The organism is Streptacidiphilus alkalitolerans (assembly GCF_042511045.1).
Taxonomy (GTDB): Bacteria; Actinomycetota; Actinomycetes; order Streptomycetales; family Streptomycetaceae; genus Streptacidiphilus; species Streptacidiphilus alkalitolerans.
On sequence record NZ_JBHEZX010000001.1, the window covers coordinates 530,724 to 553,449 of the forward strand.

The window sequence follows — 22,726 nt, forward strand, 5'->3', positions numbered from 1 at the left end:
GAAGCAGGAAGGCCCACCCGTGCGCAGGATCACCATGGCCCTGGCCGCCACCAGTACCGGGATAGCCCTGGTCATCGGGGTGAAGGCGCAGTCCGCCGGGGCGCCCCGCTCGGCCCTGGCGGTCAACGCCGGCCCGCGTGCCGGCGTGAAACCCGGCGCGCGGCCCAGCGCGGAACCCGGCGCGAGTGCTGGCGCGGCACCCGGCGCGAGTACCGGCGCACGGCCCGGCGCCTCGGCGGTCAGCGGCAGGTTCACCGGCACCGTGGTCGACACCCGCTACGGCCCGGTGCAGGTCAGGGCCGTCCTGGCCGGTGGCCGGATCACCGATGTGGTGGTCCTCCAGGAGACCGACGGCGGACGCAGCCGCGCGATCGACTCCTACGCGCTGCCGATCCTGCGGTCCGAGGTTCTGGCCGCGCAGGGTGCGAACATCGACGTGGTCTCCGGCGCCACCTACACCTCCAGCGGCTACGCCCAGTCCCTGCAGGCAGCACTCGACCGGGCCGGGAGAGGATGAGGGCATGCGGATCCTGGTCGTCGAGGACGAACAACGCCTGGCCGCGCGCATCGCCGAGGGCCTGCGCGACCAGGGCATGGCCGTGGACGTCAGCCACGACGGCGACGACGCCCTGGCCAAGGTCGAGGTCAACGGGGCGTACGACGTCCTGGTACTGGACCGCGACCTGCCCGGCCGGTCCGGCGACGAGGTGTGCCAGGAGCTGACGGGCCGTCCGGACGCGCCGATGATCCTGATGCTCACCGCGCTCGCCGGGACCGACGACCGGGTGGACGGACTGACCCTGGGCGCGGACGACTACCTGGGCAAGCCCTTCTCCTTCGCCGAACTCACCCTGCGGATCCAGGCCCTGGGCCGCAGGGGGCACCGGGGCCGCTCCCAGCCCATCGTGCTGACCCGCGGCGACCTCAGCATGGACACCCTGCGCCGCACGGTCCACCGGGCCGGGCGGCCGATCACGCTGACCGCCAAGGAGTTCGCCGTGCTGCAGATCCTGCTGGCCGCCGACGGCGCGGTGCTCAGCCATGAGCAGCTGCTGGAACGCGCCTGGGACGAGCACGCCGACCCGTTCACCAACACGGTCCGGGTCACCGTCAACCGGCTGCGCCGCAAGCTCGGCAGCCCGGACCTGGTGGAGACCCTGGTCGGGGCCGGCTACCGGATCGTGCCGTGAACCCGCCGCCGCCGGGGTCGCGGTTCCAGCTGTGGCCGCGGCTGCGCACGGCCTGGGCGGGACGGCCCGCGCTGACCATCCGCACCCGGCTCACCCTCACCTACGCCGCGCTGTTCGCCGTCGGCGGCAGCCTGCTGGTGCTGGCCCTGACCACGGCCTTCTACCGGCTCATCTTCCAGCCGCTGCCCGACGACGCGGTGCCCAGCCGACTGGACCCGGACCACGACCACTTCATCGGGCTCTCCGACCAGATCCGCGACGCCGCCGCCTCCCACCTGCTGCGGATCGCGCTGATCCTGCTGCTGGCCGTGGTCGCCACCTCCGCGCTGGTGGGCTGGTGGACCGCCGGACGGATGCTCCGGCCGATCGCCGCGATCACCGCCGCGGCCCGCCGCGCCACCGACACCACCCTGCACGAACGCCTCAACCTGCCCGGCCCCGCCGACGAGTTGAAGGAACTCGGCGACACCTTCGACCAGATGCTGGAACGGTTGGACGCCGCCTTCGTGACCCAGCGCCGCTTCGTGGCCAACGCCAGCCATGAACTGCGCACCCCGCTCGCCCTGACCAGGACCGCCGTCGAGGTCACCCTCGCCAAACCCGAGCCCACCGAGGCCCAGTGGCGCACCATGGGCCAGGACGTCGCCCAGTCCACCGCGCGGGCGCAGCGTCTGATCGACGCCCTGCTCACCCTGGCCCGCTCCGAGCAGCGGGTCACCGACCCGGTGGACGACGACCTGGCCGACGTCGCCGCCGAGGCCCTGGACCAGGTCGCCGCGCGCTGCCAGGAACGGAACCTGGACCTGCGGACGGACCTGGCGCCGAGCCCGGTGCACGGCAATGTCGCGCTGCTGGGCATCGCCGCGACCAACCTGCTGGAGAACGCGGTCAAGTACAACCGCGAGGGCGGGCTGCTCCAGGTCAGCAGCGGCCAGGTCAGCGACGGCTCGGGCGGCGGCGGTTGGGCCGAACTCACCGTCAGCAATGACGGCCCGCTGCTGGACGAGGCCGATCCGGAGGCGCTGTTCGAACCCTTCCACCGCGGTCGGAACACCCGCGCCGGCGACGGCCGGTCCGGGGCCCAGCAGGCCGGGGCCGGCCTGGGCCTGTCCATCGTCCGGGCGGTCGCCCGGGCCCACGGCGGCGAGGTCACCGCCCGGGCCAGGCCCGAGGGCGGACTGACCGTCACCCTGCGGCTGCCCGGCTCCCCCTGAGCGGTAGGGGGTCAGCCGACCGCCGCGACGACTGGGCTGTGGCCGCTCCCGGCCCCGCTCCTGGCCCGGTGGACCTCGCGCAGCAGCGCCGCCGCCGCCGGGTTGACCGGGTCGCCGGTGACCGTGACCGTCTCCCAGCACGGGAGGACCCCGGCCAGCGGGACGAAGTGCGCGCGGTCGGTCTTGGCCGCGAAGGACTGCGGGACCAGGGCGACGCCGAGCCCGAAGGTCACCAGGTCGAGCAGCGAGTGCACATCGGTCACCTCCAGCGCGACCCGGCGGTCCACCCCCGCGTCGGCGAGCACCCGGTCGGCCAGGTCGCGGGTCCCCCAGTCCGGCTGGAAGTCGACGAACCGCTCCGCGCGCAGCTCGGCCGGATCGACCTGGGCCCGCGCCGCGAACGGGTGCCCCGGCCCGCAGGCGAGGACCAGCGGCTCGTCGGCGAGGGTCTCCACCAGCAGCGCCTCGGTGCTCCGGGCGGGACGGGAGACAAAGGCGAGGTCCAGCCGTCCGGTGCGCACCTGCTCGGTCAGCTCGTTGGATCCGCCCTGGCAGAGCCGGATCTCCAGGCCGGGGTAGGCGGCGGCGAACCGGGCCAGCACCGCCGGCAGGTGCACCACGTGCAGGCACTGCAGCGAGCCGATGGACAGGCTCCCCCGCAGCAGGCCCTGCACCGCGGCGACGGCGTCCTTGGCCGCGTCGGTCGCGGACAGCGCCCGCCGGGCCTCGACCAGCAGGGCCTGTCCGGCCGCGGTCAGCTCCACCGACCGGGTGCTGCGCAGGAACAGCGCGGCCCCCAGCTCACGCTCCAGCGAGCGGATCGAGGCCGACAGTCCGGACTGGGCCACCTGCAGCCGCTTGGCCGCCCTGGTGAAGTGGCACTCCTCCGCGACGGCGACGAAGTACTCGAGTTGCCGCAGTTCCACGATTCATCACCCGAGCCGCTCAAAGGAATCAGTATCTTCTGTTGGACAGCTTAATCGGCTGAGGTGCAGGCTGGGAACGCCGGATCAGAAACCCCCGAGGAGACATGCCCATGCACACGCGCACCATCGGCGACGTCAAGGTCAGTGCCATCGGTCTCGGCGGAATGCCGATGTCCATCGAGGGGCGGCCGGACGAGCAGCGCAGCGTCGCGGCGATCCACGCGGCCCTGGAGGCCGGCGTGACGCTGATCGACACCGCCGACGCCTACCACCGGGACGCGGACGAGGTCGGCCACAACGAGTCCCTGATCGCCCGGGCGGTGGCGAGCTTCGGCCGCGGCGGCTCCGAGGTGCTGATCGCCACCAAGGGCGGCCACCTGCGCCCCGGCGACGGGTCGTGGACCCTGGACGGGTCGCCGGAGTACCTGAAGCGGGCCTGCGAGGCCTCGCTCAAGCGGCTCGGTGTGGAGGCCATCGGCCTCTACCAGTTCCACCGCCCGGACCCGAAGGTCCCCTACGCGGAGTCGGTCGGAGCGATCCGCGACCTGCTCGACGCGGGCAAGATCCGTGCCGCCGGCATCTCCAACGCGAACCCGGAGCAGATCCGGCAGGCGAACGAGATCCTGGGCGGACGGCTGGTCAGCGTGCAGAACCAGTTCTCCCCGGCCTTCCGCTCCAGCGAGCCGGAGCTGGACCTGTGCGCGGAGCTCGGCATCGCCTTCCTCCCGTGGAGCCCGCTCGGCGGCATCTCCCAGGCCGGGCAGCTGGGTTCGCGCTTCGCCGCGTTCGCGGAGGTGGCGCGGGAGCACGGGGTCAGCGCCCAACAGGTCTGCCTGGCCTGGATGCTGGCCAAGGCACCGGTGGTGGTCCCGATCCCGGGCTCGTCCCGTCCGGAGACCGTCCGCGACTCGGTCGCGGCGCTGGACCTCAACCTGTCGTTCGAGGAGCTGGGCCGGCTCGACCCGGCCTGAGGCCCTTCGTCAGGACTCGGTCGGCGCGACGTCCTTGCGGGAGAGCGCCAGGTAGGCCACGAAGCCGAGGATGGCCACCGCCCAGGCCAGGCTGACCGGTCCGGTCCCCCAGGCCAGCCCGCCGCGGACGTGGGAGACCGCCATCCAGTCGGCGAAGGAGGCACCGAGCGGACGGGTGACGATGTAGGCGAACCAGAAGGCCAGGACGGGGTTCAGCCGGAACCACCGGTGGGCCGCGGTCGGGACCGCGATCAGCACGGCGAACAGCACCCCGGAGGAGAAGTAGCCCAGGTGCAGGGTGGTCGCGGTCCAGTCGCCGAGGGCGGTGCCCAGCGCGAAGGTGGCCATGACGGTGGCCCAGTAGAAGCCCTCGCGGCGCCGGGTGTGGATGCTGTGGATCGACAGCGTCCGCTCCACCGCGTACCACGTGCCCAGCACGGCGGCGAGGACGACCGTGAAGAACACCGTGGACACCACGTAGGGGATGCCCAGGGCGACGTGCAGCACATCGGCGGCCATCGTCCCGAAGACACTGACCATGACCACGGCGGTCCAGTAGATCCACGCCGTGTAGCGGCGCGCCGAGAACTGCAGCATCAGCGCCGCCACGAAGGCGAGCCCGCCCAGGGCGACCGCGATCACCTGGTTCAGATGGGTGGCCATGAAGTCGGAGGTGGTCTCGCCCATCCCGGTGGTGAGCACCTTGGTGATCCAGAAGTAGAGGGTCACCTCCGGCACCTTGCTCAGTGCGTGCCGGACGGGTGCCGGCGACCCGCTCCTCCGGAGTTGGCCAGTCGTCGTCGGGGTGGCGGAAATGATGACGTACCCATCTATGAGTTGACGGCCCGTGAGTGCATGACCCGTTGGTTCATGACGGCCAGGTGGAAACGAACCACAGCACGACCGCCTGGGCAACGAACAGCAGTGCTTCACGACCGTCAAAGGTCCGCAGCCACTGCCGCAGGCGCTCACGCGACATCGCCGGGCTCCCTCCTGGTGCAGGGTGTTGACCGGGCTACTCTCCCGGCCCGGGCCTAACACTGGGGTAACAGGCGGACCCGGCGACGGCTCAGGGCCTGACCGCAGCGGGAGGACCGGTGACCAGGGCCGCTCGGGTGAGCGCGTGCGGGCCGAAGCGGGTGGTGGCGCGGTCGACGACCGGGTCGAGGCGGCGTCCCCGTTCGGTGCGGCGGTCGAAGCTCAGCTGCACGCTCGCGGATTCGACCGGGCGCAGCGCCTGCGCCCGCACGGTCAGCGAGCGCTGGCGGGCGCGCTGCAGCCCGAGGCTGCTGTAGAGGTCGTGCAGCTGCTGCTGGAGGGCGGCGGTGTGGTCGGTGGGCTCGCGCAGGGTGCGGGCCCGGGTGGTGACGGAGCGGTCGGCGTAGCGGACCTCCAGTTCGAGCCGGCCGGTGACCTGGCCGCTGCCGCGCAGCTGGGCCCCCAGCTCCAGGGCGGTGGAGAGCAGGGCGCGGCGGGCGGTGTCGGAGTCGACGGTGTCGCGGTCGAAACCGCGGCGGGCGGTGAGGACGACGGGCGGTCCGCCGGGGCGGACGGTACGCGGATCGTGGCCCCGCGCCCGCTCGGCCAGCAGCCGTCCGGTGCTCGCGGTGGTGATCCGCTGCAGCGTGGCCAGCGGGACGGTCCGCAGGTCGGCCACGGTGGTCAGCCCGTACCCGGCCAGCGCGCGGCTGGTCCTGGCGCCGACGTCGGGCAGCACCTGGACCGGGAACGGATCGAGGAACCCGGTGATCTGCTGCGGGTCGTCGGGCAGGACGTGGGCGGCGTCGGGGGTGGCGGTCTGCGCGGCGAGGGTCGCCAGCATCCGGTTGGGGCCGATGCCGACCGTGGTCTGGATGCCGAAGCGGGCCACGACCTTGAGCTGGAGCAGCTGGGCGAGCTCGGCGGGGGTGCGGTCGAAGTAGCGCAGGGCGCCGGTGAGGTCCAGCAGCGCGGCGTACGGCGGCAGCGCCTGGACCACGGGGGTGAGGTCGGCCAGCACGGTGAACACCTGCCGGTAGGTCTCCAGGGCCGGCCGGTGCAGGTGCGCGTAGGCGAGGGTGCGGCTCATCCGGCGCTGCCGGGGCTGGAGGTCCACAGCTTGCGGGTGGCGGTGGTCTCGTCGCCGGCGGGCTGCAGGTCGGCCCAGGGGGCGAGGGTGTAGCCGGTGGGCAGGGTCAGCACCCGGCCGGCGGAGCCCGGGGCCCGGGCACCGGTCGCGCCCTCGGCGTCCGGAGCGGCGTCGGGGTCGGGGTCGGAGTCGGCGTCGGAGCTGGGGTCGGAGCCGCGTGGCGCGGCGAGCAGTCGGCGGACCGCGTCCAGGCCGCCGGCCTCCCGCGCGGCGGCGAGTTCGGCGAGGTTCCAGGCCTGGGCGCCGACCACGCTGAGGCTGCGCGGGCCGCGGCGGGCGACGGTGCCGCGCACCAGCAGCAGGAAGCTGTGGAAGACGGTGTGCGCGCAGTGCTGGGCGTCGTCGAAGAAGGCGAGGTCGACCAGCCCGGTGCCGTCGTCCAGGGTGGCGAACAGGATGCGTTTGCCGGTCCGGTTCGGCGGGGTCTGGTTGGCGACCTTGGCCCCGGCCACCAGGACCTGCTCCCCCGTCCTCAGCTCGGCCAGGCGGTGCGCCGGGGTGGCTCCGAGCTCGGCCAGCAGCTGGTGGTGATCGGTGATCAGATGCCGGGAGACGTCCAGGCCCAGCACGGCCAGCTCCGCGCCGAGCTCCTCCTTGGCGGTCATCACCGGCAGGCCGGTCGGGGCCGGGGTGGTGGTGTCGTCCCCGGCCAGGGTGAGCTGGGTGGGGATGGCCGTGCTCCGCTGCTGCCGGTGCAGCTCGGTGATCTGCAGCAGCAGGTCGCGCCGGTGCTGTCCCGGGGCCAGTGCGTCCAGGGCGCCGACCCGGACCAGGCGTTCGGCCACCGGCAGCGCGGGACGGGCGCGGGTGAACCAGTCCGAGACGGAGGCGTAGGGGCGGCCGGCCACGATCCGGGCGGTCTGCTCGGCCGTGATGCCCTGCACCCCGGACAGCGCCAGCCGCACGCCCCAGCGCCGGCCCGCCGGGGTGTCGACCGGCTCGGTGCGGTAGTCGGCGGCGGAGTGCCGCACGTCCAGGGGCAGGATCGGCACCCCGCGCCGCCGCGCGTCGGCCAGGATCAGCCGGGCCGGGTACATCCCCGGGTCGTGGGTCAGCAGCCCGGAGTAGAACGCGGCCGGGTGGTGCGCCTTGAGCCAGGCCGACTGGTACGTGGGCACCGCGAACGCCACCGCGTGGGCCTTGGCGAAGCCGTACGAGGACATGGCGAGCAGGATCCCCCAGACCTCGTCGACGACCTGCCGCGCGTACCCCTGCTTCCCGGCCTCCCTCCGGAACCAGGCCTCGACCTGGGGCAGCCGCTCCTTGTCGCCCATCGCCCGGCGGGCGGCGTCCCCCCAGCCGAGACCCCATTTGGTCATCACCGAGAACATCTGCATGACCTGCTCGTTGAAGACCACCACGCCCAGCGTCCCCTCCAGGGCCGGACGCAGATCTTCGTGCGGGTAGGAGGGCTCGCGCTTGCCGTGCCGGGCCGCGATGAACGGGCTGATCATGTCGGCCGCGACCGGCCCGGGACGGAACAGGCTGATGTCCACGACCAGGTCGTGGAAGTCCTCCGGCTGCAGCCGCCCGATCAGCTCCCGCTGGCCCGGTGACTCGATCTGGAAGCAGCCCAGGGTCTGCGAGCTGCGGATCAGTTCGTAGGTGGCCGGGTCCCCCGGCGGGACCTGGGCCGAGTCGTCCAGGTCGATGCGGTCACCGGTGGTGCGGTGGATCTCGGTGACCGCGTGCGCCATCGCCGACTGCATCCGCACGCCCAGGATGTCCAGTTTGAGCAGGCCGAGGTCCTCGACGTCCTCCTTGTCGAAGAAGCTCATCGGCAGGTTCTCCCCGGGGGTGGGCAGCACCGGGGTGCGGTCGAGCAGTGTGGCGTCGGACAGGATGACCCCGCAGGGGTGCATGGCGATGCCGCGCGGCAGCGCGTCCAGGCCCTCGACCAGCTCCCACAGCCGCCCGTACTTCTCCGCGTGCGCCGCCACCTCCCGCAGTTCGGGCAGCTCGGCCAGGGCGGAGCGGGCGTCGCGGGCGCGGATGTGCGGGAACGCCTTCGCCAGCCGCCCGGTCTCCTCCGGGTCGATGCCCAGGGCGGCGCCGACGTCCCTGATCGCATGGCGGACCCGGTAGGTCTCCGGCATCGCCACCGCGGCCACCCGCTCCGCGCCAAAACGTTCGAACGCGGCCCGGTAGACCTCCAATCGGCGCGCGGACTCCACATCGACGTCGATGTCCGGGAGCAGCCGGTGCAGCGGGGACAGGAAACGCTCCATCAGCAGGCCGTGCTCGACCGGGTTCGCGGTGGCGATCCCCAGCAGGTGCACCACCAGCGAACCGGCCGCCGAGCCCCGGGCGGCGGTCCTGATGCCCAGGCCGCGGGCGTCGTCGACCACGGCGGCGACGGTGAGGAAGTAGGTCTCGAAGCCCCGGTTCCGGATGATCTCCAGCTCCGAACGCAGCCGCCGCAGCATGTCCTGGTCCCGGTGGTAGCCGTGCCGGAGCATCGCCGAGATCGTCCGGGACTCCAGCACCCGGCGCGCCGAGCGCCGTCCCGCGCCCACCGTGAAGGGCTCGGGGAGGTGCTCCCGGCCCCGGATCAGGCCCGCCCTCGGGTCCGGATCCGCCAGGCCCAGATCCGCGTACGGGTCCACCCGGCACTGCTCCGCGGTGCGCTCGGTCGCCGCGAGCAGGCGGGCCGCCCCGCCGTGCTCCTGGCCTGCGGCCGCGGCGATGTGCTCGGCGATCCGCCGCATGTCGACCTCGGGCCTGAGCCAGCGCTGCCCGCCGTCGAGCCGGCGCTCGTCGATCGGGACGAGCCGGCGGGCGGCGTCCAGGACGTCGGCGACCGAGGCCTGCGCCGGGTCGGCGTAGCGCACGGCGTTGCTGAGGACCGCCTCGATGCCGAGGTCCGCGGCCAGGCCGACGGTACGCGCGGCCAGGCGCAGCGAGCCGGGCCCGGTGCCGCCCCGGTGGTGGGCCACCGCGGCCAGCCGCAGCCGGTCGCCGAACAGTTCGCGCCACGGCGCCAGCAGCGCGGTGGCCCGGTCCGGACGGCCCGCGGCCAGCGCGCGGAGCGGCTCGGAGTCCGGGCCGAGCAGCACGGTCAGGCCGTCGTTGTCCCCCCACTGCCGCAGGGCCGACCGGGCCAGCAGCGGCTGCCGCGACCCCGGGTCGGCGTGGGCGGCGCTCAGCAGGCGGCAGAGCGCCGCCCAGCCGGTCCGGTCCCGCGCCAGCAGGGTCACCCGGGGCGCGGACTCGTCCACGAACGCGCCTCCGCGCACCGGCGACCGGCGTGTGACGGTCGGCACCGCCGGTACCGGAGGTGCCGGTGGGACCGCCGCCGACGGGGCGGATTCGAACGCCGCGACGGCCAGATCGGCGCCGAACACCGGCCGCACCCCGTGCCGCGCGCATGCCTTCGCGAACCTGACCGCGCCCGACACGGTGTCGCGGTCGGTCAGCGCCAGCGCCCCCATGCGGTGCTCGACCGCCCGGCGCACCAGGGCGTCGGGGTGGGAGGCGCCGAAGCGCAGGGAGTAGCCGGATGCGACCTGCAGATGCGTAAACACACCACGGCCTCCCTCCTCCCGCTCGCCCTCATGCCCGACATCTCCCTTTAGCCCCTTATCGTACGTCACTGTTCGAACATCTATTCGATCGTGAGGGTAGCAGTGAAGCTCCTGGGTCAGCAGTGACGAACGGCGGACGCCTCCGCCTGCCGCGAGTACTGTGACTTCGCATGATCGAATCCGAGAGTGGGATCAGCGAGGAACTGGTCCGCGACCTGCTGCGGGACCAGCATCCGGATCTGGCCGAGCTGCCCGTCCGCCCGGTGGAGGGCGGTTGGGGCAACCAGATGTGGCGCCTCGGGGACGAACTGGCGGTCCGGATGCAGCGGATGGACACCAGCCCGGAGCCGCAGCTCAAGGAGCGCCGCTGGCTGCCGACCCTGGCCTCACGCCTGCCGCTGCCGATCCCGGTCCCGGTGCGGGCCGGTGCGCCGTCCGAGCGCTTCCCCAAGATCTGGACCGTCATGACCTGGGTCGAGGGCACGCCGCTGGACCACGGCTCGATCACCCGCGGCGACCACGCGGCCGACATCCTGGCGGCCTTCCTCAAGGCGCTGCACATGGAGGCGCCCGCCGAGGCGCCGGACGCCTCGGACCGCGGCGGCCACCCCGAGGAGTACACGCAGGGCTTTGAGAACTTCCTGCGGGACGTGGACCTGGGCCGCTTCGCCGCCGCCGACATCCGGGCCGTCTGGGACGACGCGGTCACGGCTCCCGCCTGGCAGGGCCCGCGGGTGTGGGTGCACGGCGACCTGCATCCCGCGAACGTCGTCGTCGCGGACGGGACGCTGGCGGGCATCGTCGACTTCGGCAACGTCTTCGCCGGCGACCCGGCCTGGGACCTCTCCGCCGCCTGGCTGCTGCTCCCCGCGGGCGCCGCCGCACGGTTCTTCGACGGCTATGCGCAGGCGGACGAGGCGGCGGTCCGACGGGCGCGCGGGCTGGCCGCGATGAAGTGCCTGTTCCTGATGCTGATGGGCCAGAGCGGGGACCGCGGCCTGCCCGGCGGCAAGTCGAACTGGGGACCTGCGGGCCGGTCGGCGCTCGACCGTGTCCTGAAGGGCCTCTGACGCCGGCACCGGCGCCGCGCCCAGCAGTTGCGCATGCGTCGCAACTGCTCAGAGCCAGTATGACGGGGGTCGCTGCAATGGGTTCCCTATGACACGGTGGCCCGCATGGAGGACAACCGGCACCCTCACGAACACCCCGCGGACCACAGCCACGACCACAGCCATAGCCACGACCACGGTGAGAGTCGGCACCCGCTGCGGCACCGGCTCTCGCACCTGGTCGCCCCGCACAGCCACGAGGCCGTGGACAAGGTCGACTCCGCCATGGAGGCCTCCCGCGAGGGGATGCGGACCCTGTGGCTCTCGCTGGCCGTCCTGGGGGCGACCGCACTGGTCCAGGCGGTGGTGGTGGCGCTGTCGGGATCGGTGGCGCTGCTGGGCGACACCGTCCACAACGCCGCCGACGCACTGACCGCGGTCCCGCTGGGTCTCGCGTTCGTCCTGGGACGCCGGACGGCGAACCGCCGCTACACCTACGGCTACGGCCGCGCCGAGGACCTGGCCGGTATCGCGATCGTGCTCACCATCGCCGCCTCCTCCGCGCTGGCCGCCTACGAGGCCGTGGACCGGCTGCTGAACCCGCGCGACGTGAGCCACCTGTGGGCGGTGGCGACCGCCGCGGTGGTCGGCTTCGTCGGCAACGAGTGGGTCGCCCGCCACCGCATCGGCACCGGACGCAGGATCGGTTCGGCCGCCCTGGTCGCCGACGGCCTGCACGCGCGTACCGACGGCTTCACCTCGCTGGCCGTCCTGCTGGGCGCCGGCGGGGCGGCGCTCGGCCTGCGCCGGGCGGACCCGGTCATCGGCCTGCTGATCACCCTGGCCATCGTGATGGTCCTCAAGGACGCCGCCCGCGAGGTCTACCGGCGGCTGATGGACTCCGTGGACCCGGCCCTGGTCGACCGCGCCGAAGCCGCCCTGCGCGGCGTCGACGGCGTGCTGGGCACCGGGCAGGTGCGGATGCGCTGGATCGGCCACGCGCTGCGGGCCGAGGCGGACATCGTCGTGGACCCCCGGCTGACCGTCGTCCAGGCCCACACCGTGGCCGTGTCGGCCGAGCACGCCCTGATCCACGCCGTCCCGCGGCTGACCGCCGCCACCGTGCACACCGACCACCTGGCGGCCCACGGCACCGACCCGCACGCCCCGCTCACCCACCACGCCGACGCCTGAGCACCGCCGGCACGCGATACGGACGAAGGCCGCGGTCCGGGAGGACCGCGGCCTTCGCTACTGCTCCATCCACCCCACTGCTGTCAGGGGGTGCAGTTCAGGGTGCCGGCCCGCAGGGCGTGGCCGCCGTCGTTGGCGTCGTCGGACCAGACGACCGGCTTGTGGCCGCCGGTGCAGGTGGACTGGGGCGCGATGGCGAAGCCCTCGTTGTTGTAGTTGGCCATCCCGCTGGGGCGGTCGTAGGTGGCGGTGAGGGCGAACTGGCCCTGGGCGTTGATGTCCAGGGTCGCGGTCTGGCCCTGGCAGGTGTCGTCGCAGGCCGCCCACAGGTGTCCGGTGGCGGGCTCGAACTCCAGGTCCATCACGGCCGGGAAGCCGCTGGCGATGGTGGCGACCCGGGTGTACGCGCCGCTGGTCAGGTTGAGGGCGTAGGCGTAGACGGTGCCGTTGGCCTCAAGGCCGGCGAAGTACAGGCCGGTGCCGTGGTTGGCGTAGTTGGCCGGGTTGTAGGCGGCGCCGGTGTGCTGGTCGCGGAAGCCGTGCGCGGTCAGGAAGGAGTCGGGGATCCAGGAGACGCCCTCGAGGCCGGAGTTGGCGTCGACGGAGGGCAGGTCGGAGGTGAGGTTCCACTCGCCGGTCGCGTTCAGCGAGGAGGCGGTGGAGGTGGCGTCGAAGCGCAGGATCTCCGGCTTGCTGGTGGAGTCGTGGCTGTTGTCGCGCTCGGTGGAGACGAACATCCCGTCGGGGGTGGTGACCACGCCCTCCGAGTCGGGGTCGCCGCTGCCGCCCGGGTAGTGCAGGGCCTTGCCCGAGGACCAGCCACCGGTCGTATCGGGCTTCCAGGTAGCGCCGTTGGGCACCAGCCGGTAGAGCTTGCTCGGACCGTTGTCCACGGCCCACAGCACACTGGGGCTCTCGAAGGACAGGCCGCTGAGGTTCTCGCCGAACACGTTCGAGGCGTCGGCGATGGTCACCGCGGAGCCGCCCGGCCAGGCGCCGTGGGTCGGCTGGCTGCCCCCGCCGCCGCTTCCGGCACAGGAGTTGGGCGCGCCCTTGGTCGGGGCGAGGGTGGTGGTGAACGCCCCGGTGCCGTCCGGGCAGCGCCCGTACGTGGTGCTGGCGTGGTCGGTCCAGGTGTAGGAGTCCACCAGCGTCGAGCCGTCCGAGGTGAACAGCCGCGCGGAGTCCGAACTCCCCAGCCCGAACGAGGATTCGACGTCCAGTGCCAGGAACGCGCCCGCGGCCAGCGAGGTGTTCTTGGCGATCTTGTACGAGTGCGAGTCGTCGTTGTCCTTGACGACCCACTGGGAGATGTCGACCGCGGAGGTCCCGGTGTTCACAAGCTCGATCCAGTCGCCGGGGCTGCCGCCGCTCGACTCGACTTCGTTGATCCGCACCGTGGACTGGCTCTGCGCCGAGGCCGGCACACCGGACAGGCCGAGAGCGAGGAAGGCAAGGGCAACGGCGGTGATGGAGACTTGTCTACGCCAGTGCGTACGCAAGATGGCCGGTCCTCTTCATGTGGGTGGACGAGCAGGCGAGGAGCGCGCTCGCGCTCCCGGCGAAGCTTCGGGCACACCGGCGACCCTGGTCTGAACAGGCCGCGAACAGTACGGGTAGTTAAGCGTTCGAACTGCCGCGCGCCGCGTTGACTCTCCCCCTGCGGGAGGGCGAACACTGGCGGACATGGACACACGGCTGGCGATCGGCGACTTCTCCCGGATGACGCACCTCAGCGTCAAGACGCTGCGGCACTACCACCAGGTGGGACTGCTGGAGCCGGCCGAGGTCGACCCGGCCACCGGGTACCGCTACTACGTCACCGGGCAGGTCCCGGCGGCGCAGGTGATCCGGCGGTTCCGGGAGCTGGGGATGCCGGTGGAGCAGGTCGGGGCCGTGCTCGCTACCGACGATCCGGCCGTCCGGAACCGGCTGATCCTGGCGCATCTCGACCGGATGCAGGACCAGCTGGAGCAGACCCGATCAGCGGTGGAGTCACTGCGCGCACTGATCGAGCATCCGGACCTGCCGGTCCCGGTGGAGCACCGGACGGTACCGGAGGTGACCGCCCTGGCGATCACCGGGACCGTGCACCTGGACGACCTGGGCCGCTGGTGGCAGTCCGCCTTCGACGAGCTGCACGGCGCGCTGCGCGGCCTGGGCGCGGTGGCGGACGGCCCGTACGGGGCGCTCCTCGCCACCGAGCTGTTCGCGGACGAGTGCGGCGAGATCGTCGCGTTCGTCCCCGTCGCGCAGCCTCCGGCGGCGCTGGGACGGACCAGGGCCCTGCGGGTGCCGGGCGCCGAACTGGCGGTCAGCACCCACTGCGGCTCGCACGCGGACGCCGACCGTACCTACGGCGCGCTGGGCACCTACGTCGCCGAGCACGCGCTGGGCGTCGAGGGGCCGGTACGCGAGTACTACCTGACCGACCGCTTCGACACCCCGGACGCCACCCGCTGGCGGACCGAGATCGCCTGGCCGGTGTTCCGCACCGGCGACCGCTGAGCAGCACCGGCCCCGCGAACCGAACAGACCCACACACCGAACACACCGAACTGGAGAAGGCCATGTCCGTCACCACACTCCCCGCCCCCGTCGCCGCCTACCTGGAGGCCAAGCAGGCCCACGACAGCGACGCCCTGCTCGCCGCGCTCACCGAGGACGCGGTGATCACCGACGAGGGCAACGAGTACCGGGGCAGCGACGCGATCCGGGCCTGGAACGAGAAGGCCAGCAAGGCGGTCGGCGCGACCTACGCCGTCGAGGACGTGGCAGCGGTCGCCGACCGCACCGTCGTGGCCGTGGAGGTCGCCGGCGACTTCCCCGGCAGCCCCGTCACGCTGTACTTCCACTTCGCGCTCCGGGACGACCGGATCGCGTCGCTGACGATCCTGGGCTGACCCGGGGTCACCATCCGACCCGGGGTCAGGGTCGGGCGGCCAGGTCGGCCAGCAGCTCCTCGATCGCGGCGAGGCGGGCCTGCAGCGCCTCGACGTCGCCCCGGGTGGCGTTCTGCTCGTCGCGCTTGAGGGTGATCACCAGTTGGCCGTCGGGGCCCAGGCTGCCGAGGGCGACGCCGTCGATGCTGTCGCCGTTCTGCAGCCGCACGGCCTGTTCGATCTCACCGCTGCGCAGCGACAGCTTCCGCAGCGCCCCCGGCACCACCGCGCCGTCCTCGATCACCGTGGTCGGCGTGCCCTCCAGCAGGCGTTCGGCGCGGCTGTCGCGGGCCAGCCAGCTGGTGACGCCCGCGTTGACGACGACCAGGGTGACCGCGCCGATGACGCCGCCCAGCAGGCTGTTGTCCGCCCCGATGATCGCGTTCTGCACCACATTGGACAGCAGGAAGATCACCACGAAGTCGAAGGTGTTCAGATTGGCGAGCCCGCGCTTGCCCGCCACCCGGAACAGCACCAGCAGCAGCGCGTAGACCAGCACCGTGCGGATCACCTTCTCCGCGATCGGCACCTGGACCGACCACAGGTCATGCCACATGGACTCTCCCCTTCAGCAACGTTTCGCACGGCCCGGTATCCGGCCCAGTATCCGGCGCGGGGCGGCCCGCGGAGTTCACCGACCCGCGGCAGGCATGGCCCGCCCGTTGCCGGGCACATGCGAGATGTCGGCAGTTCCAGTCAGTGACCAAGGAACTGATACTGCATCAGGAGGCATCGTGCTCTGGCTCGTCTGGCTCATCCTCGAAGGCCTGGTCATCGGCGTGCTCGCGAAGCTCGCTGTCCCTGGCCGCAACCCCGTCCCGATCCTGCTGACGATCATTTTCGGCATCGTCGGCGCGCTCATCGGCAACTGGATCTCCAACTACGTCGGCGTACGTCACACCAACGGCATCGACTGGATCCGCCACCTGCTGCAGATAGGCGTGGCCGCGGTCCTGGTCGCCCTGGCCACCCCGGCCTACACCAATCGCCGCCGACGGGTCTGACCCTCGGTTGTCCGACTCCCCCCGGCCCCATCGGTGCTCGCACCGGTGGGGCCGCTCTGGCAGCGCGGGCACCAGAACACGACCCGGTCCTGCGCCGACGCCCCCGGACCGGCCGCCCCGAAGCCGGTCGTCCGGACCGGGGTGCCGCAGCGGCGGCAGGGCTGCCGGGCCCGGCCGTAGACCCAGTGCCGCCGGTCGACCCGGGTGTCGCCGGTGGTGACATGGCCGTGGCGCAGCCGGTTGAGCCCCAGCAGCCGGTGGGCCAGGGCCACCACCCGGTCCAGCCGGGCCACCTGCCCGACCGGCGTCCACGGGGTGACCCCGGCCATGAAGCACAGCTCATTGGCGTAGACGTTGCCGATGCCGGCCAGATTGCACTGGTCGAGCAGCGCGGGCGCGATCGGCCGCTCCGGCTGTGCGAGCAGCCGCCGCAGCGCCTCCTCGGCGTCCCAGCCGGGCCCCAGCAGATCGGGTCCGAGGTGGCCGACCGTGCTCTCCTCCTGTGCGGTGGGCAGCAGTTCGACCACCGGCAGGCGGTAGCCGACGGCGGTGTGCCCGGCCGTCCCGAGCACGGCGCGGATCTGCCAGTCGGCGCCGCCGGTCCAGCGTTCACCGGCGGTGAACACCTTCCACCGGCCGTCCATCCGCAGATGCGTGTGCAGGGTGAGCCCGCCGTCCAGCCGGGTCAGCAGGTGCTTCCCGCGCGGTGCGACCTCCAGCACCCGGCGTCCCACCAGGTCGGCCGTGGCATGGGCGGGCACCCGCAGGTCCGCGAGCGTGAGCACGCGCCCGCCCAGCACCTGCTGCAGCTGCGCGGCCACGCGGAACACCGAATCACCCTCGGGCATGCGACCACGCTACCCGGCCGCTGCGGCCGGGGACGAAACCACCTTGCGGGGGCGGAGCCGCCGGCCTCAGAGCGCGAGGTCGACCTGCACCCGCTTGCCGCCGGCCTGGCGCTCGACCTCGTAGCGGCGGCACAGCGCGAGCACGATCTCCATCCCGTGGCAGCCCACCCGGCCCGGGTCGGCGCCGATCGGGACGGGCAGCGCGGCCTCGGTGTCCCAGAGGGTGATCCGCAGGATGTCGTCCAGGATCTCCAGGTCGAGCAGGCACGGCCCCGGCGCGTACTTGGCGGCATTGGTGACCAGCTCGCTCACGACCAGCCGGACGTCCTCGGTCAGCAGCGCCGTGACCGGCACCGCGTGCTCGGCCTGGGCCTGCCGCAGGAAGCCGGCCACGAAGTCGCGCGCGGCGGCGATCGTGCCGGGACGGCCGTCGTAGGAGACTCCGGCCCTGATCGGCGCACCGTACAGCTGGTCCTGCCGCTGCATCCGCACCGCTGCTCCCTGGTCCATCCCTGCCTGCTTTCCCGCACCGCGCCCGGGGCCCCGGTCAGCCACTCGAACGACAGGGCATCCCCTACCCCGGTTCCGACAGGGCATTCCCCCGAGTATCAGCACGCCTCAGCAGCAGCAGTTTCAACGTTGAAAAACAGCAAATGCGGGCAAAAAACCTGGACAGCGACCGCACCGCGTGCTCTCATTCCGTTTGCGACCACTCTTCCAACGTTGGAACGACCCCCCACCCTTCCGTCGTCCCCTCCCGGAGTTCGCCATGCCTCTCAACCGACGCCAGTTCGTCGGCACCATCCTGGCCACCGGCACCGCCGGGCTGGTCCTGCCCGCCCCCGGCGCAAACGCCGCGACCCCAGCCACCGCCCGCGGCGCCGCCGCCACACCGGCCGCCGCCACCGTGGCCCCCGCCCCCGGCGGCCTCTACTCCCCCAACGCCGCCCCGCTCCAGCCGACCGCCTTCCTCCGGCTGCCGCCGGGCAGCGTCACCGCCCGGGGCTGGCTGGCCGGCCAGCTGCAACTGCAGTTGGGCGGCCTGTGCGGGCGCTACCAGGACACCTCGCACTTCCTGGTCAAGGCCAACTCCGGCTGGGCCAACCCGAGCCAGGTCGGCTGGGAGGAGGTGCCCTACTGGCTGCGCGGCTACGTCGACCTCGCCATCGCCACCCGTGACGCCACTGCCCTTGCCAGCGCCGGCAGTTGGATCGACGCCATCATCGCCACCAAGCAGCCGGACGGCTTCTTCGGCCCGACCGCCCTGCGCACCTCCCTCAACGGCGGGCCCGACTTCTGGCCCTTCCTGCCGCTGACCTGGGCGCTCCGCTCCTGGCAGGAGTACTCGGGCGACAGCCGGATCGTCCCGCTGCTCACCGACTTCTTCCACTACATGAACGCACAGGGGCCCGGCGCCTTCAACAGCAGCTGGGTGTCCTTCCGTTGGGGCGACGGCCTGGACAGCATCTTCTGGCTGTACAACCGCACCGGGGACGCCGCCCTGCTCAGCCTCGCCGACAGGATCCACGCGGGCGGCGCCAACTGGGTGAACAACCTCCCCACCCTGCACAACGTCAATATCGCCCAGGGCTTCCGGGAGCCGGCCCAGTACGCGCTGCGCTCCCCCTCGGCCGCGCTCAGCCAGTCCGCCTACCAGAACTACACCGCCGTGATGAACGCCTACGGGCAGTTCCCCGGCGGCGGCTTCGCCGGGGACGAGAACGCCCGTCCCGGGTACGGGGATCCGCGGCAGGGCTTCGAGACCTGCGGCATCGTCGAGTTCATGGCCAGCCACCAGCTGCTGAACCGGATCACCGGCGACCCGGTCTGGGCCGACCGCTGCGAGGAGCTGGCCTTCAACTCCCTTCCGGCGGCCCTGGATCCGAATGGCAAGGGGGTGCACTACATCACCTCCGCCAACAGCGTGGACCTGGACGACAATGCCAAGACCCAGGGGCAGTTCTCCAACAACTGGGCCATGCAGGCGTACATGCCCGGCGTCGACCAGTACCGCTGCTGCCCGCACAACTACGGCATGGGCTGGCCCTACTTCACCGAGGAGCTGTGGCTGGCCACCCCGGACAAGGGCCTGGCCGCCGCGATGTACGCGGCCAGCGCGGTCACCGCCAAGGTCGCCGACGGGACCTCGGTCACCATCACCGAGACCACCGACTACCCCTTCGCCGAAACCGTCACACTCACCCTGTCGCTGCCGAAGAGCCTCGCCTTCCCGCTCTACCTGCGCATCCCCGGCTGGTGCGGCAGCCCCCAACTCGCGGTCAACGGGCAGACGGTGAGCGCCCCGGCCGGTCCTGCCTACACCAAGCTCAGCCGCACCTGGGCGAACGGCGACACCGTCACCCTGCGGCTGCCGCAGCAGACCGCCGTCCGCACCTGGGGCAGCGACCACAGCGCGGTGTCGGTCTCGCACGGCCCGCTGGAGTACTCGCTGCAGATCGGCGAGAGCTACGTCCAGTACGCGGGCAGCGCCGAGTTCCCCGAGTACGCGGTCCATGCCACCACCCCGTGGAACTACGGCCTGGCGCTGAACCCGTCCGCACCCGCAACAGGCTTGGCCTTCACCGCTGTCGGCGGCACGCTGGCCGCCAATCCCTTCACCCAGGGCACGGTGCCGGTACGGATCACCGCGCCGGCCCAGCGGATCCCCTCCTGGGCGGCCGACAGCCAGCAGGTGGTCACCACCCTGGAGGACAGCCCCGCGCTCACCACGACCACCACCGAGACGGTCACCCTGATCCCGATGGGCGCGGCCCGGCTGCGGATCAGCGCCTTCCCCACCACCTCGGCGACCGGCCGCCCCTGGACCCCCGGCAACGGCTACGTCCGGATCCGCAACCAGAACTCCGGCAAGCTGATCGGCGTGGACGTAATGTCCACCGCCAACAGCGCCCGGGTGGTCCAGTTCGACGACAACGGCACCGCCGACCACCTCTGGCAGTTCGTCGACAACGGCGGCGGCTGGTACCGGATCCGCAACCTCAACTCCGGCAAAGTGATGGGTGTTGACACCATGTCACTGGCCGACAGCGCCAATGTGGTCCAGTTCGACGACAACGGCACGGCCGACCACCTCTGGCAGCTGCTGGACAGCGGCGGCGGCTGGTTCCGGATCCGCAACCAGAACTCCGGCAAGGTGCTGGGCGTGGCCGGCATGTCGACCGCCAACAGCGCCCAGGTCGTCCAGTTCGCCGACAACGGCACCAGTGACCATCTCTGGCAACTGCTGTGACAACCACCGTGACAAAACCCTGGATCGCGGTTCCGGAGCTGCACAGGGGTTGACTTGACTGCGTCAAGCGCTGGTAGCGTCCTGGATCTGAGAGCGCTCTCTGAATTGAAACCCCTCAATTCGGACCGCGCCGCGCCCTGGGCCGGAGGCCCCCACCTGCACGCCCGTATCCCCCTGCGGGCGTGCACCCTCCGCTAAGGAGACCCATGTTCACGGGCCGCACACCACGCAGCACTGACAATCAGACAGAGCGTCATTCCCCGTTCAGGACACGGCGGTTCGCCGCAGCAGTCGCGGTCGGAGCGCTGTGCCTCGGCGGGATCGGCCTCGGCGTCGCCCCCAGCGCGCTCGGGTCCACGGTCGCCGCCGCACCGGCCGCCGCACCCGCCGCCGTCTCCCCCGCGACGGTGCCCGCCGCACCCAGCGGGTTCACCACCACCTGGAGCGACGACTTCAACGGCGCCTCCGGAAGCGGCGTCGACGCCGGCAACTGGAAGTACGACACCGGACCAGGCAGCAGCTTCGGCACCGGCGAGATCGAGACCATGACCAACAGCGCCTCCAACGTCTACCAGGACGGCGCGGGACACCTGGTCCTCAAGGCCCTGCACTCCGGCAGCGACCCCAACTCCGGCTGGACCTCCGGCAGGATCGAGACCCAGGCCGCGACCTTCGGCGCCCCTCCCGGCGGCGTGGTCGAGATGCAGTCCTCGATCCAGCAGCCCAACCTGACCACCGCCAACGGCGCCGGGTACTGGCCGGCCTTCTGGATGCTCGGCTCCACGCTGCGCACCGGCACCCCGTGGCCGGGCTCCGGCGAGGTCGACATCCTGGAGGACATCAACAGCCGCAGCTCGGTCTTCGGCACCCTGCACTGCGGGGTCGGCCAGGGCGGTCCCTGCAACGAGACCACCGGCATCGGCAGCGGTGAGCGCGCCTGCGCCGGCTGCCAGACCGGCTACCACACCTACGCCGTGCAGATCGACCGCTCGGTCTCGCCCGAGCAGATCCGCTGGTACCTCGACGGCAGCAACTACTTCACCGTCAACTCCACCCAGGTCGACGCCACCACCTGGGCGAACGCCGTCGACCACCCGTTCTTCATCATCTACGACCTGGCCATGGGCGGCGGCTTCCCGGCGGCCTTCGGCGGAGGCCCCAACGCGGCCACCGTCTCCGGCGGGCAGATGAACATCGACTACGTCGCCGTCTACAACAAGGCCCCGGGCGGCGGCGGGGGCACCGGCGGCGGGACGAACATCGCCCAGGGCAAGACCGCGACGGCCTCCTCCACCGAGAACGCCGGCACCCCGGCCTCGGCGGCGGTGGACGGCAGCACCACCACCCGCTGGTCCAGCGCCTTCAGCGACCCGCAGTGGCTCCAGGTCGACCTGGGCCAGTCCTACGACATCAGCCACGTCACCCTCAACTGGGAAGCGGCCTACGCCAAGGCGTTCCAGATCCAGACCTCCCCGGACGGGACCAACTGGACCACCGTCTACTCCACCACCACCGGCACCGGCGGAGTCCAGGACCTGGCGGTGACCGGCACCGGCCGCTACATCCGGGTCTACGGAACCCAGCGGGGCACCGCCTACGGCTACTCGCTCTACGAGTTCTCGGTCAACGGGACACCGGCGGCGGGCGGCGGCGGAGGCACGCTGCTCTCGCAGGGCCACCCGGCGACCGCCTCGTCCACCGAGAACGCCACCTTCCCCGCCTCGGCGGCGGTCGACGGCGACGCCGGGACCCGCTGGTCCAGCGCCTTCAGCGACCCGCAGTGGCTCCAGGTCGACCTGGGCGCCAGCCACAGCATCAGCCAGGTCAAGCTCAACTGGGAGGCCGCGTACGCCAAGGCGTTCCAGATCCAGACCTCGCCCGACGGGACCAACTGGACCACCGTCTACTCCACCACCACAGGCACCGGCGGCAACCAGACCCTGAACGTCACCGGCACCGGCCGCTACGTCCGGGTCTACGGGACCCAGCGGGGCACCGCCTACGGCTACTCGCTCTACGAGTTCCAGGTGCTCGGCAGCTGACCGCCGCGCCGGACAGACCCTGGTCGAGCCGGAATGACAAAGGGAGGGGTGGGGCCGCCTGACCGGGCGGCTCCACCCCTCCCCCGTGTTCCGGTCAGGGGCTGGGCGACCGGGTCAGCCGCAGGCGCTCGTCCAGGCGGGCGTCTATCCACTGGAGCAGCCGCTGCACCTCCACCCCGTCCCGGGCCGCGCGGGCGCAGGACAGCAGCGCGGTGGCCTGGGCCAGGACGTAGTCCACTGCGGCGGCCGGATGGGCGGGCACGGCCGGACGGATGCCAAGACGCAGCTTCGGCTGGTCCTGAGCGGAGCGGGAGCGCGGTCGCCGCCATTCCCACACGGTACTGCCCTCCTGCGGGGGTGGGTGTTGTCCTGTCGTCTACCCGTCGCGGGCGACTCAACTCTCCAATGAGCTCCGGTCAACCGTACGCGCCCGCGTGTACAGCG

The 22,726-nt window shown here is 72.3% G+C and carries 20 protein-coding genes; 11 read left to right on the forward strand and 9 right to left on the reverse strand.

Annotated features, from left to right (window positions below):
* Positions 1-19: 19 nt before the first annotated feature.
* From ACEZDG_RS02420 to ACEZDG_RS02430, 3 genes are read left to right on the forward strand one after another with little or no spacing between them, the layout of a single operon-like run.
* Positions 20-517 carry an FMN-binding protein gene (locus tag ACEZDG_RS02420; protein ID WP_380501673.1) on the forward strand — a complete coding sequence of 166 codons (498 nt, stop codon included), beginning with the start codon at positions 20-22 and terminating at the stop codon, positions 515-517.
* 4 nt (positions 518-521) lie between these two features.
* The gene (locus ACEZDG_RS02425) at positions 522-1,190 is read left to right on the forward strand and encodes a response regulator transcription factor (RefSeq protein WP_380501675.1); all 669 of its coding nucleotides are present in this window, start codon (positions 522-524) and stop codon (positions 1,188-1,190) included.
* Positions 1,187-2,404, forward strand: a complete 1,218-nt coding sequence (locus ACEZDG_RS02430; protein ID WP_380501677.1) for a sensor histidine kinase — start codon at positions 1,187-1,189, stop codon at positions 2,402-2,404. Before ACEZDG_RS02425 ends, ACEZDG_RS02430 begins: the two co-directional genes overlap by 4 nt.
* Positions 2,405-2,415: 11 nt before the next feature.
* On the opposite strand, the gene ACEZDG_RS02435 is transcribed toward ACEZDG_RS02430, so the two are convergent.
* Entirely contained in the window at positions 2,416-3,330 is a 915-nt protein-coding gene (locus tag ACEZDG_RS02435; RefSeq protein WP_380501679.1) for a LysR family transcriptional regulator, read from the reverse strand.
* A 110-nt stretch (positions 3,331-3,440) separates the two neighbouring features.
* Between ACEZDG_RS02435 and ACEZDG_RS02440 the strand changes: the two genes are divergently transcribed.
* Positions 3,441-4,301, forward strand: a complete 861-nt coding sequence (locus ACEZDG_RS02440; protein WP_380501681.1) for an aldo/keto reductase — start codon at positions 3,441-3,443, stop codon at positions 4,299-4,301.
* A 9-nt stretch (positions 4,302-4,310) separates the two neighbouring features.
* Here the strand turns inward: ACEZDG_RS02440 and ACEZDG_RS02445 are convergent, their stop codons facing one another.
* The 3 genes from ACEZDG_RS02445 to ACEZDG_RS02455 form a co-directional block, all read right to left on the reverse strand.
* Complete coding sequence (locus ACEZDG_RS02445) at positions 4,311-5,039, reverse strand: COG4705 family protein (RefSeq protein WP_380501683.1); 729 nt, start codon at positions 5,037-5,039, stop codon at positions 4,311-4,313.
* A gap of 331 nt (positions 5,040-5,370) precedes the next feature.
* Positions 5,371-6,396 carry a DNA polymerase Y family protein gene (locus ACEZDG_RS02450; RefSeq protein WP_380501685.1) on the reverse strand — a complete coding sequence of 342 codons (1,026 nt, stop codon included), beginning with the start codon at positions 6,394-6,396 and terminating at the stop codon, positions 5,371-5,373.
* Positions 6,366-9,953 carry a DNA polymerase III subunit alpha gene (locus ACEZDG_RS02455; protein ID WP_380501687.1) on the reverse strand — a complete coding sequence of 1,196 codons (3,588 nt, stop codon included), beginning with the start codon at positions 9,951-9,953 and terminating at the stop codon, positions 6,366-6,368. The genes ACEZDG_RS02450 and ACEZDG_RS02455 overlap by 31 nt, the downstream gene beginning before the upstream one ends.
* Positions 9,954-10,123: 170 nt before the next feature.
* On the opposite strand from ACEZDG_RS02455, the gene ACEZDG_RS02460 reads away from it, so the two are divergent.
* Together ACEZDG_RS02460 and ACEZDG_RS02465 are read left to right on the forward strand one after the other, a co-directional pair.
* A complete protein-coding gene (locus tag ACEZDG_RS02460; protein WP_380501689.1) occupies positions 10,124-11,023 on the forward strand; it encodes an aminoglycoside phosphotransferase family protein in 900 nt (299 codons plus the stop codon).
* Positions 11,024-11,128: 105 nt separating this feature from the next.
* On the forward strand, positions 11,129-12,196 hold the full coding sequence (locus ACEZDG_RS02465) for a cation diffusion facilitator family transporter (protein ID WP_380501691.1): 1,068 nt from the start codon (positions 11,129-11,131) through the stop codon (positions 12,194-12,196).
* An 83-nt stretch (positions 12,197-12,279) separates the two neighbouring features.
* On the opposite strand, the gene ACEZDG_RS02470 is transcribed toward ACEZDG_RS02465, so the two are convergent.
* Positions 12,280-13,698 (reverse strand): lamin tail domain-containing protein, encoded by a 1,419-nt coding sequence (locus tag ACEZDG_RS02470; RefSeq protein ID WP_380501693.1) that lies wholly within the window; start codon positions 13,696-13,698, stop codon positions 12,280-12,282.
* A 184-nt stretch (positions 13,699-13,882) separates the two neighbouring features.
* On the opposite strand from ACEZDG_RS02470, the gene ACEZDG_RS02475 reads away from it, so the two are divergent.
* Both ACEZDG_RS02475 and ACEZDG_RS02480 read left to right on the forward strand, forming a co-directional pair.
* Complete coding sequence (locus ACEZDG_RS02475; protein ID WP_380501695.1) at positions 13,883-14,704, forward strand: MerR family transcriptional regulator; 822 nt, start codon at positions 13,883-13,885, stop codon at positions 14,702-14,704.
* Between the two features lie 62 nt (positions 14,705-14,766).
* Positions 14,767-15,099 carry a nuclear transport factor 2 family protein gene (locus ACEZDG_RS02480; protein WP_380501697.1) on the forward strand — a complete coding sequence of 111 codons (333 nt, stop codon included), beginning with the start codon at positions 14,767-14,769 and terminating at the stop codon, positions 15,097-15,099.
* A 25-nt stretch (positions 15,100-15,124) separates the two neighbouring features.
* On the opposite strand, the gene ACEZDG_RS02485 is transcribed toward ACEZDG_RS02480, so the two are convergent.
* Complete coding sequence (locus ACEZDG_RS02485; RefSeq protein ID WP_380501699.1) at positions 15,125-15,694, reverse strand: DUF421 domain-containing protein; 570 nt, start codon at positions 15,692-15,694, stop codon at positions 15,125-15,127.
* Between the two features lie 178 nt (positions 15,695-15,872).
* Here ACEZDG_RS02485 and ACEZDG_RS02490 point away from each other — a divergent pair, with 178 nt between their 5' ends.
* On the forward strand, positions 15,873-16,142 hold the full coding sequence (locus ACEZDG_RS02490; RefSeq protein ID WP_380501701.1) for a GlsB/YeaQ/YmgE family stress response membrane protein: 270 nt from the start codon (positions 15,873-15,875) through the stop codon (positions 16,140-16,142).
* Here ACEZDG_RS02490 and ACEZDG_RS02495 read toward each other — a convergent pair.
* Positions 16,115-16,990 (reverse strand): DNA-formamidopyrimidine glycosylase family protein, encoded by an 876-nt coding sequence (locus tag ACEZDG_RS02495; protein WP_380501703.1) that lies wholly within the window; start codon positions 16,988-16,990, stop codon positions 16,115-16,117. The two genes, ACEZDG_RS02490 and ACEZDG_RS02495, sit on opposite strands and share 28 nt — an antisense overlap.
* 66 nt (positions 16,991-17,056) lie before the next feature.
* Positions 17,057-17,500, reverse strand: a complete 444-nt coding sequence (locus tag ACEZDG_RS02500) for an ATP-binding protein (RefSeq protein ID WP_380501705.1) — start codon at positions 17,498-17,500, stop codon at positions 17,057-17,059.
* A gap of 259 nt (positions 17,501-17,759) precedes the next feature.
* Between ACEZDG_RS02500 and ACEZDG_RS02505 the strand changes: the two genes are divergently transcribed.
* Together ACEZDG_RS02505 and ACEZDG_RS02510 are read left to right on the forward strand one after the other, a co-directional pair.
* Positions 17,760-20,240 (forward strand): RICIN domain-containing protein, encoded by a 2,481-nt coding sequence (locus ACEZDG_RS02505; protein ID WP_380501707.1) that lies wholly within the window; start codon positions 17,760-17,762, stop codon positions 20,238-20,240.
* Between the two features lie 206 nt (positions 20,241-20,446).
* Positions 20,447-22,282, forward strand: a complete 1,836-nt coding sequence (locus tag ACEZDG_RS02510) for a discoidin domain-containing protein (RefSeq protein ID WP_380501709.1) — start codon at positions 20,447-20,449, stop codon at positions 22,280-22,282.
* A gap of 94 nt (positions 22,283-22,376) precedes the next feature.
* On the opposite strand, the gene ACEZDG_RS02515 is transcribed toward ACEZDG_RS02510, so the two are convergent.
* On the reverse strand, positions 22,377-22,544 hold the full coding sequence (locus ACEZDG_RS02515) for a hypothetical protein (protein ID WP_380501711.1): 168 nt from the start codon (positions 22,542-22,544) through the stop codon (positions 22,377-22,379).
* Positions 22,545-22,726 lie beyond the last annotated feature (182 nt).

Excerpts from the sequence above, each read along its gene's own strand:
- ACEZDG_RS02505 (WP_380501707.1), top strand. The coding sequence starts at position 17,760 with ATGCCTCTCAACCGACGCCAGTTCGTCGGCACCATCCTGGCCACCGGC.
- ACEZDG_RS02510 (WP_380501709.1), top strand. The coding sequence starts at position 20,447 with ATGTTCACGGGCCGCACACCACGCAGCACTGACAATCAGACAGAGCGT.
- ACEZDG_RS02475 (WP_380501695.1), top strand. The coding sequence starts at position 13,883 with ATGGACACACGGCTGGCGATCGGCGACTTCTCCCGGATGACGCACCTC.
- ACEZDG_RS02480 (WP_380501697.1), top strand. The coding sequence starts at position 14,767 with ATGTCCGTCACCACACTCCCCGCCCCCGTCGCCGCCTACCTGGAGGCC.
- ACEZDG_RS02500 (WP_380501705.1), bottom strand. The coding sequence starts at position 17,500 with ATGGACCAGGGAGCAGCGGTGCGGATGCAGCGGCAGGACCAGCTGTAC.
- ACEZDG_RS02460 (WP_380501689.1), top strand. The coding sequence starts at position 10,124 with ATGATCGAATCCGAGAGTGGGATCAGCGAGGAACTGGTCCGCGACCTG.
- ACEZDG_RS02425 (WP_380501675.1), top strand. The coding sequence starts at position 522 with ATGCGGATCCTGGTCGTCGAGGACGAACAACGCCTGGCCGCGCGCATC.
- ACEZDG_RS02465 (WP_380501691.1), top strand. The coding sequence starts at position 11,129 with ATGGAGGACAACCGGCACCCTCACGAACACCCCGCGGACCACAGCCAC.
- ACEZDG_RS02495 (WP_380501703.1), bottom strand. The coding sequence starts at position 16,990 with ATGCCCGAGGGTGATTCGGTGTTCCGCGTGGCCGCGCAGCTGCAGCAG.
- ACEZDG_RS02485 (WP_380501699.1), bottom strand. The coding sequence starts at position 15,694 with ATGTGGCATGACCTGTGGTCGGTCCAGGTGCCGATCGCGGAGAAGGTG.
- ACEZDG_RS02440 (WP_380501681.1), top strand. The coding sequence starts at position 3,441 with ATGCACACGCGCACCATCGGCGACGTCAAGGTCAGTGCCATCGGTCTC.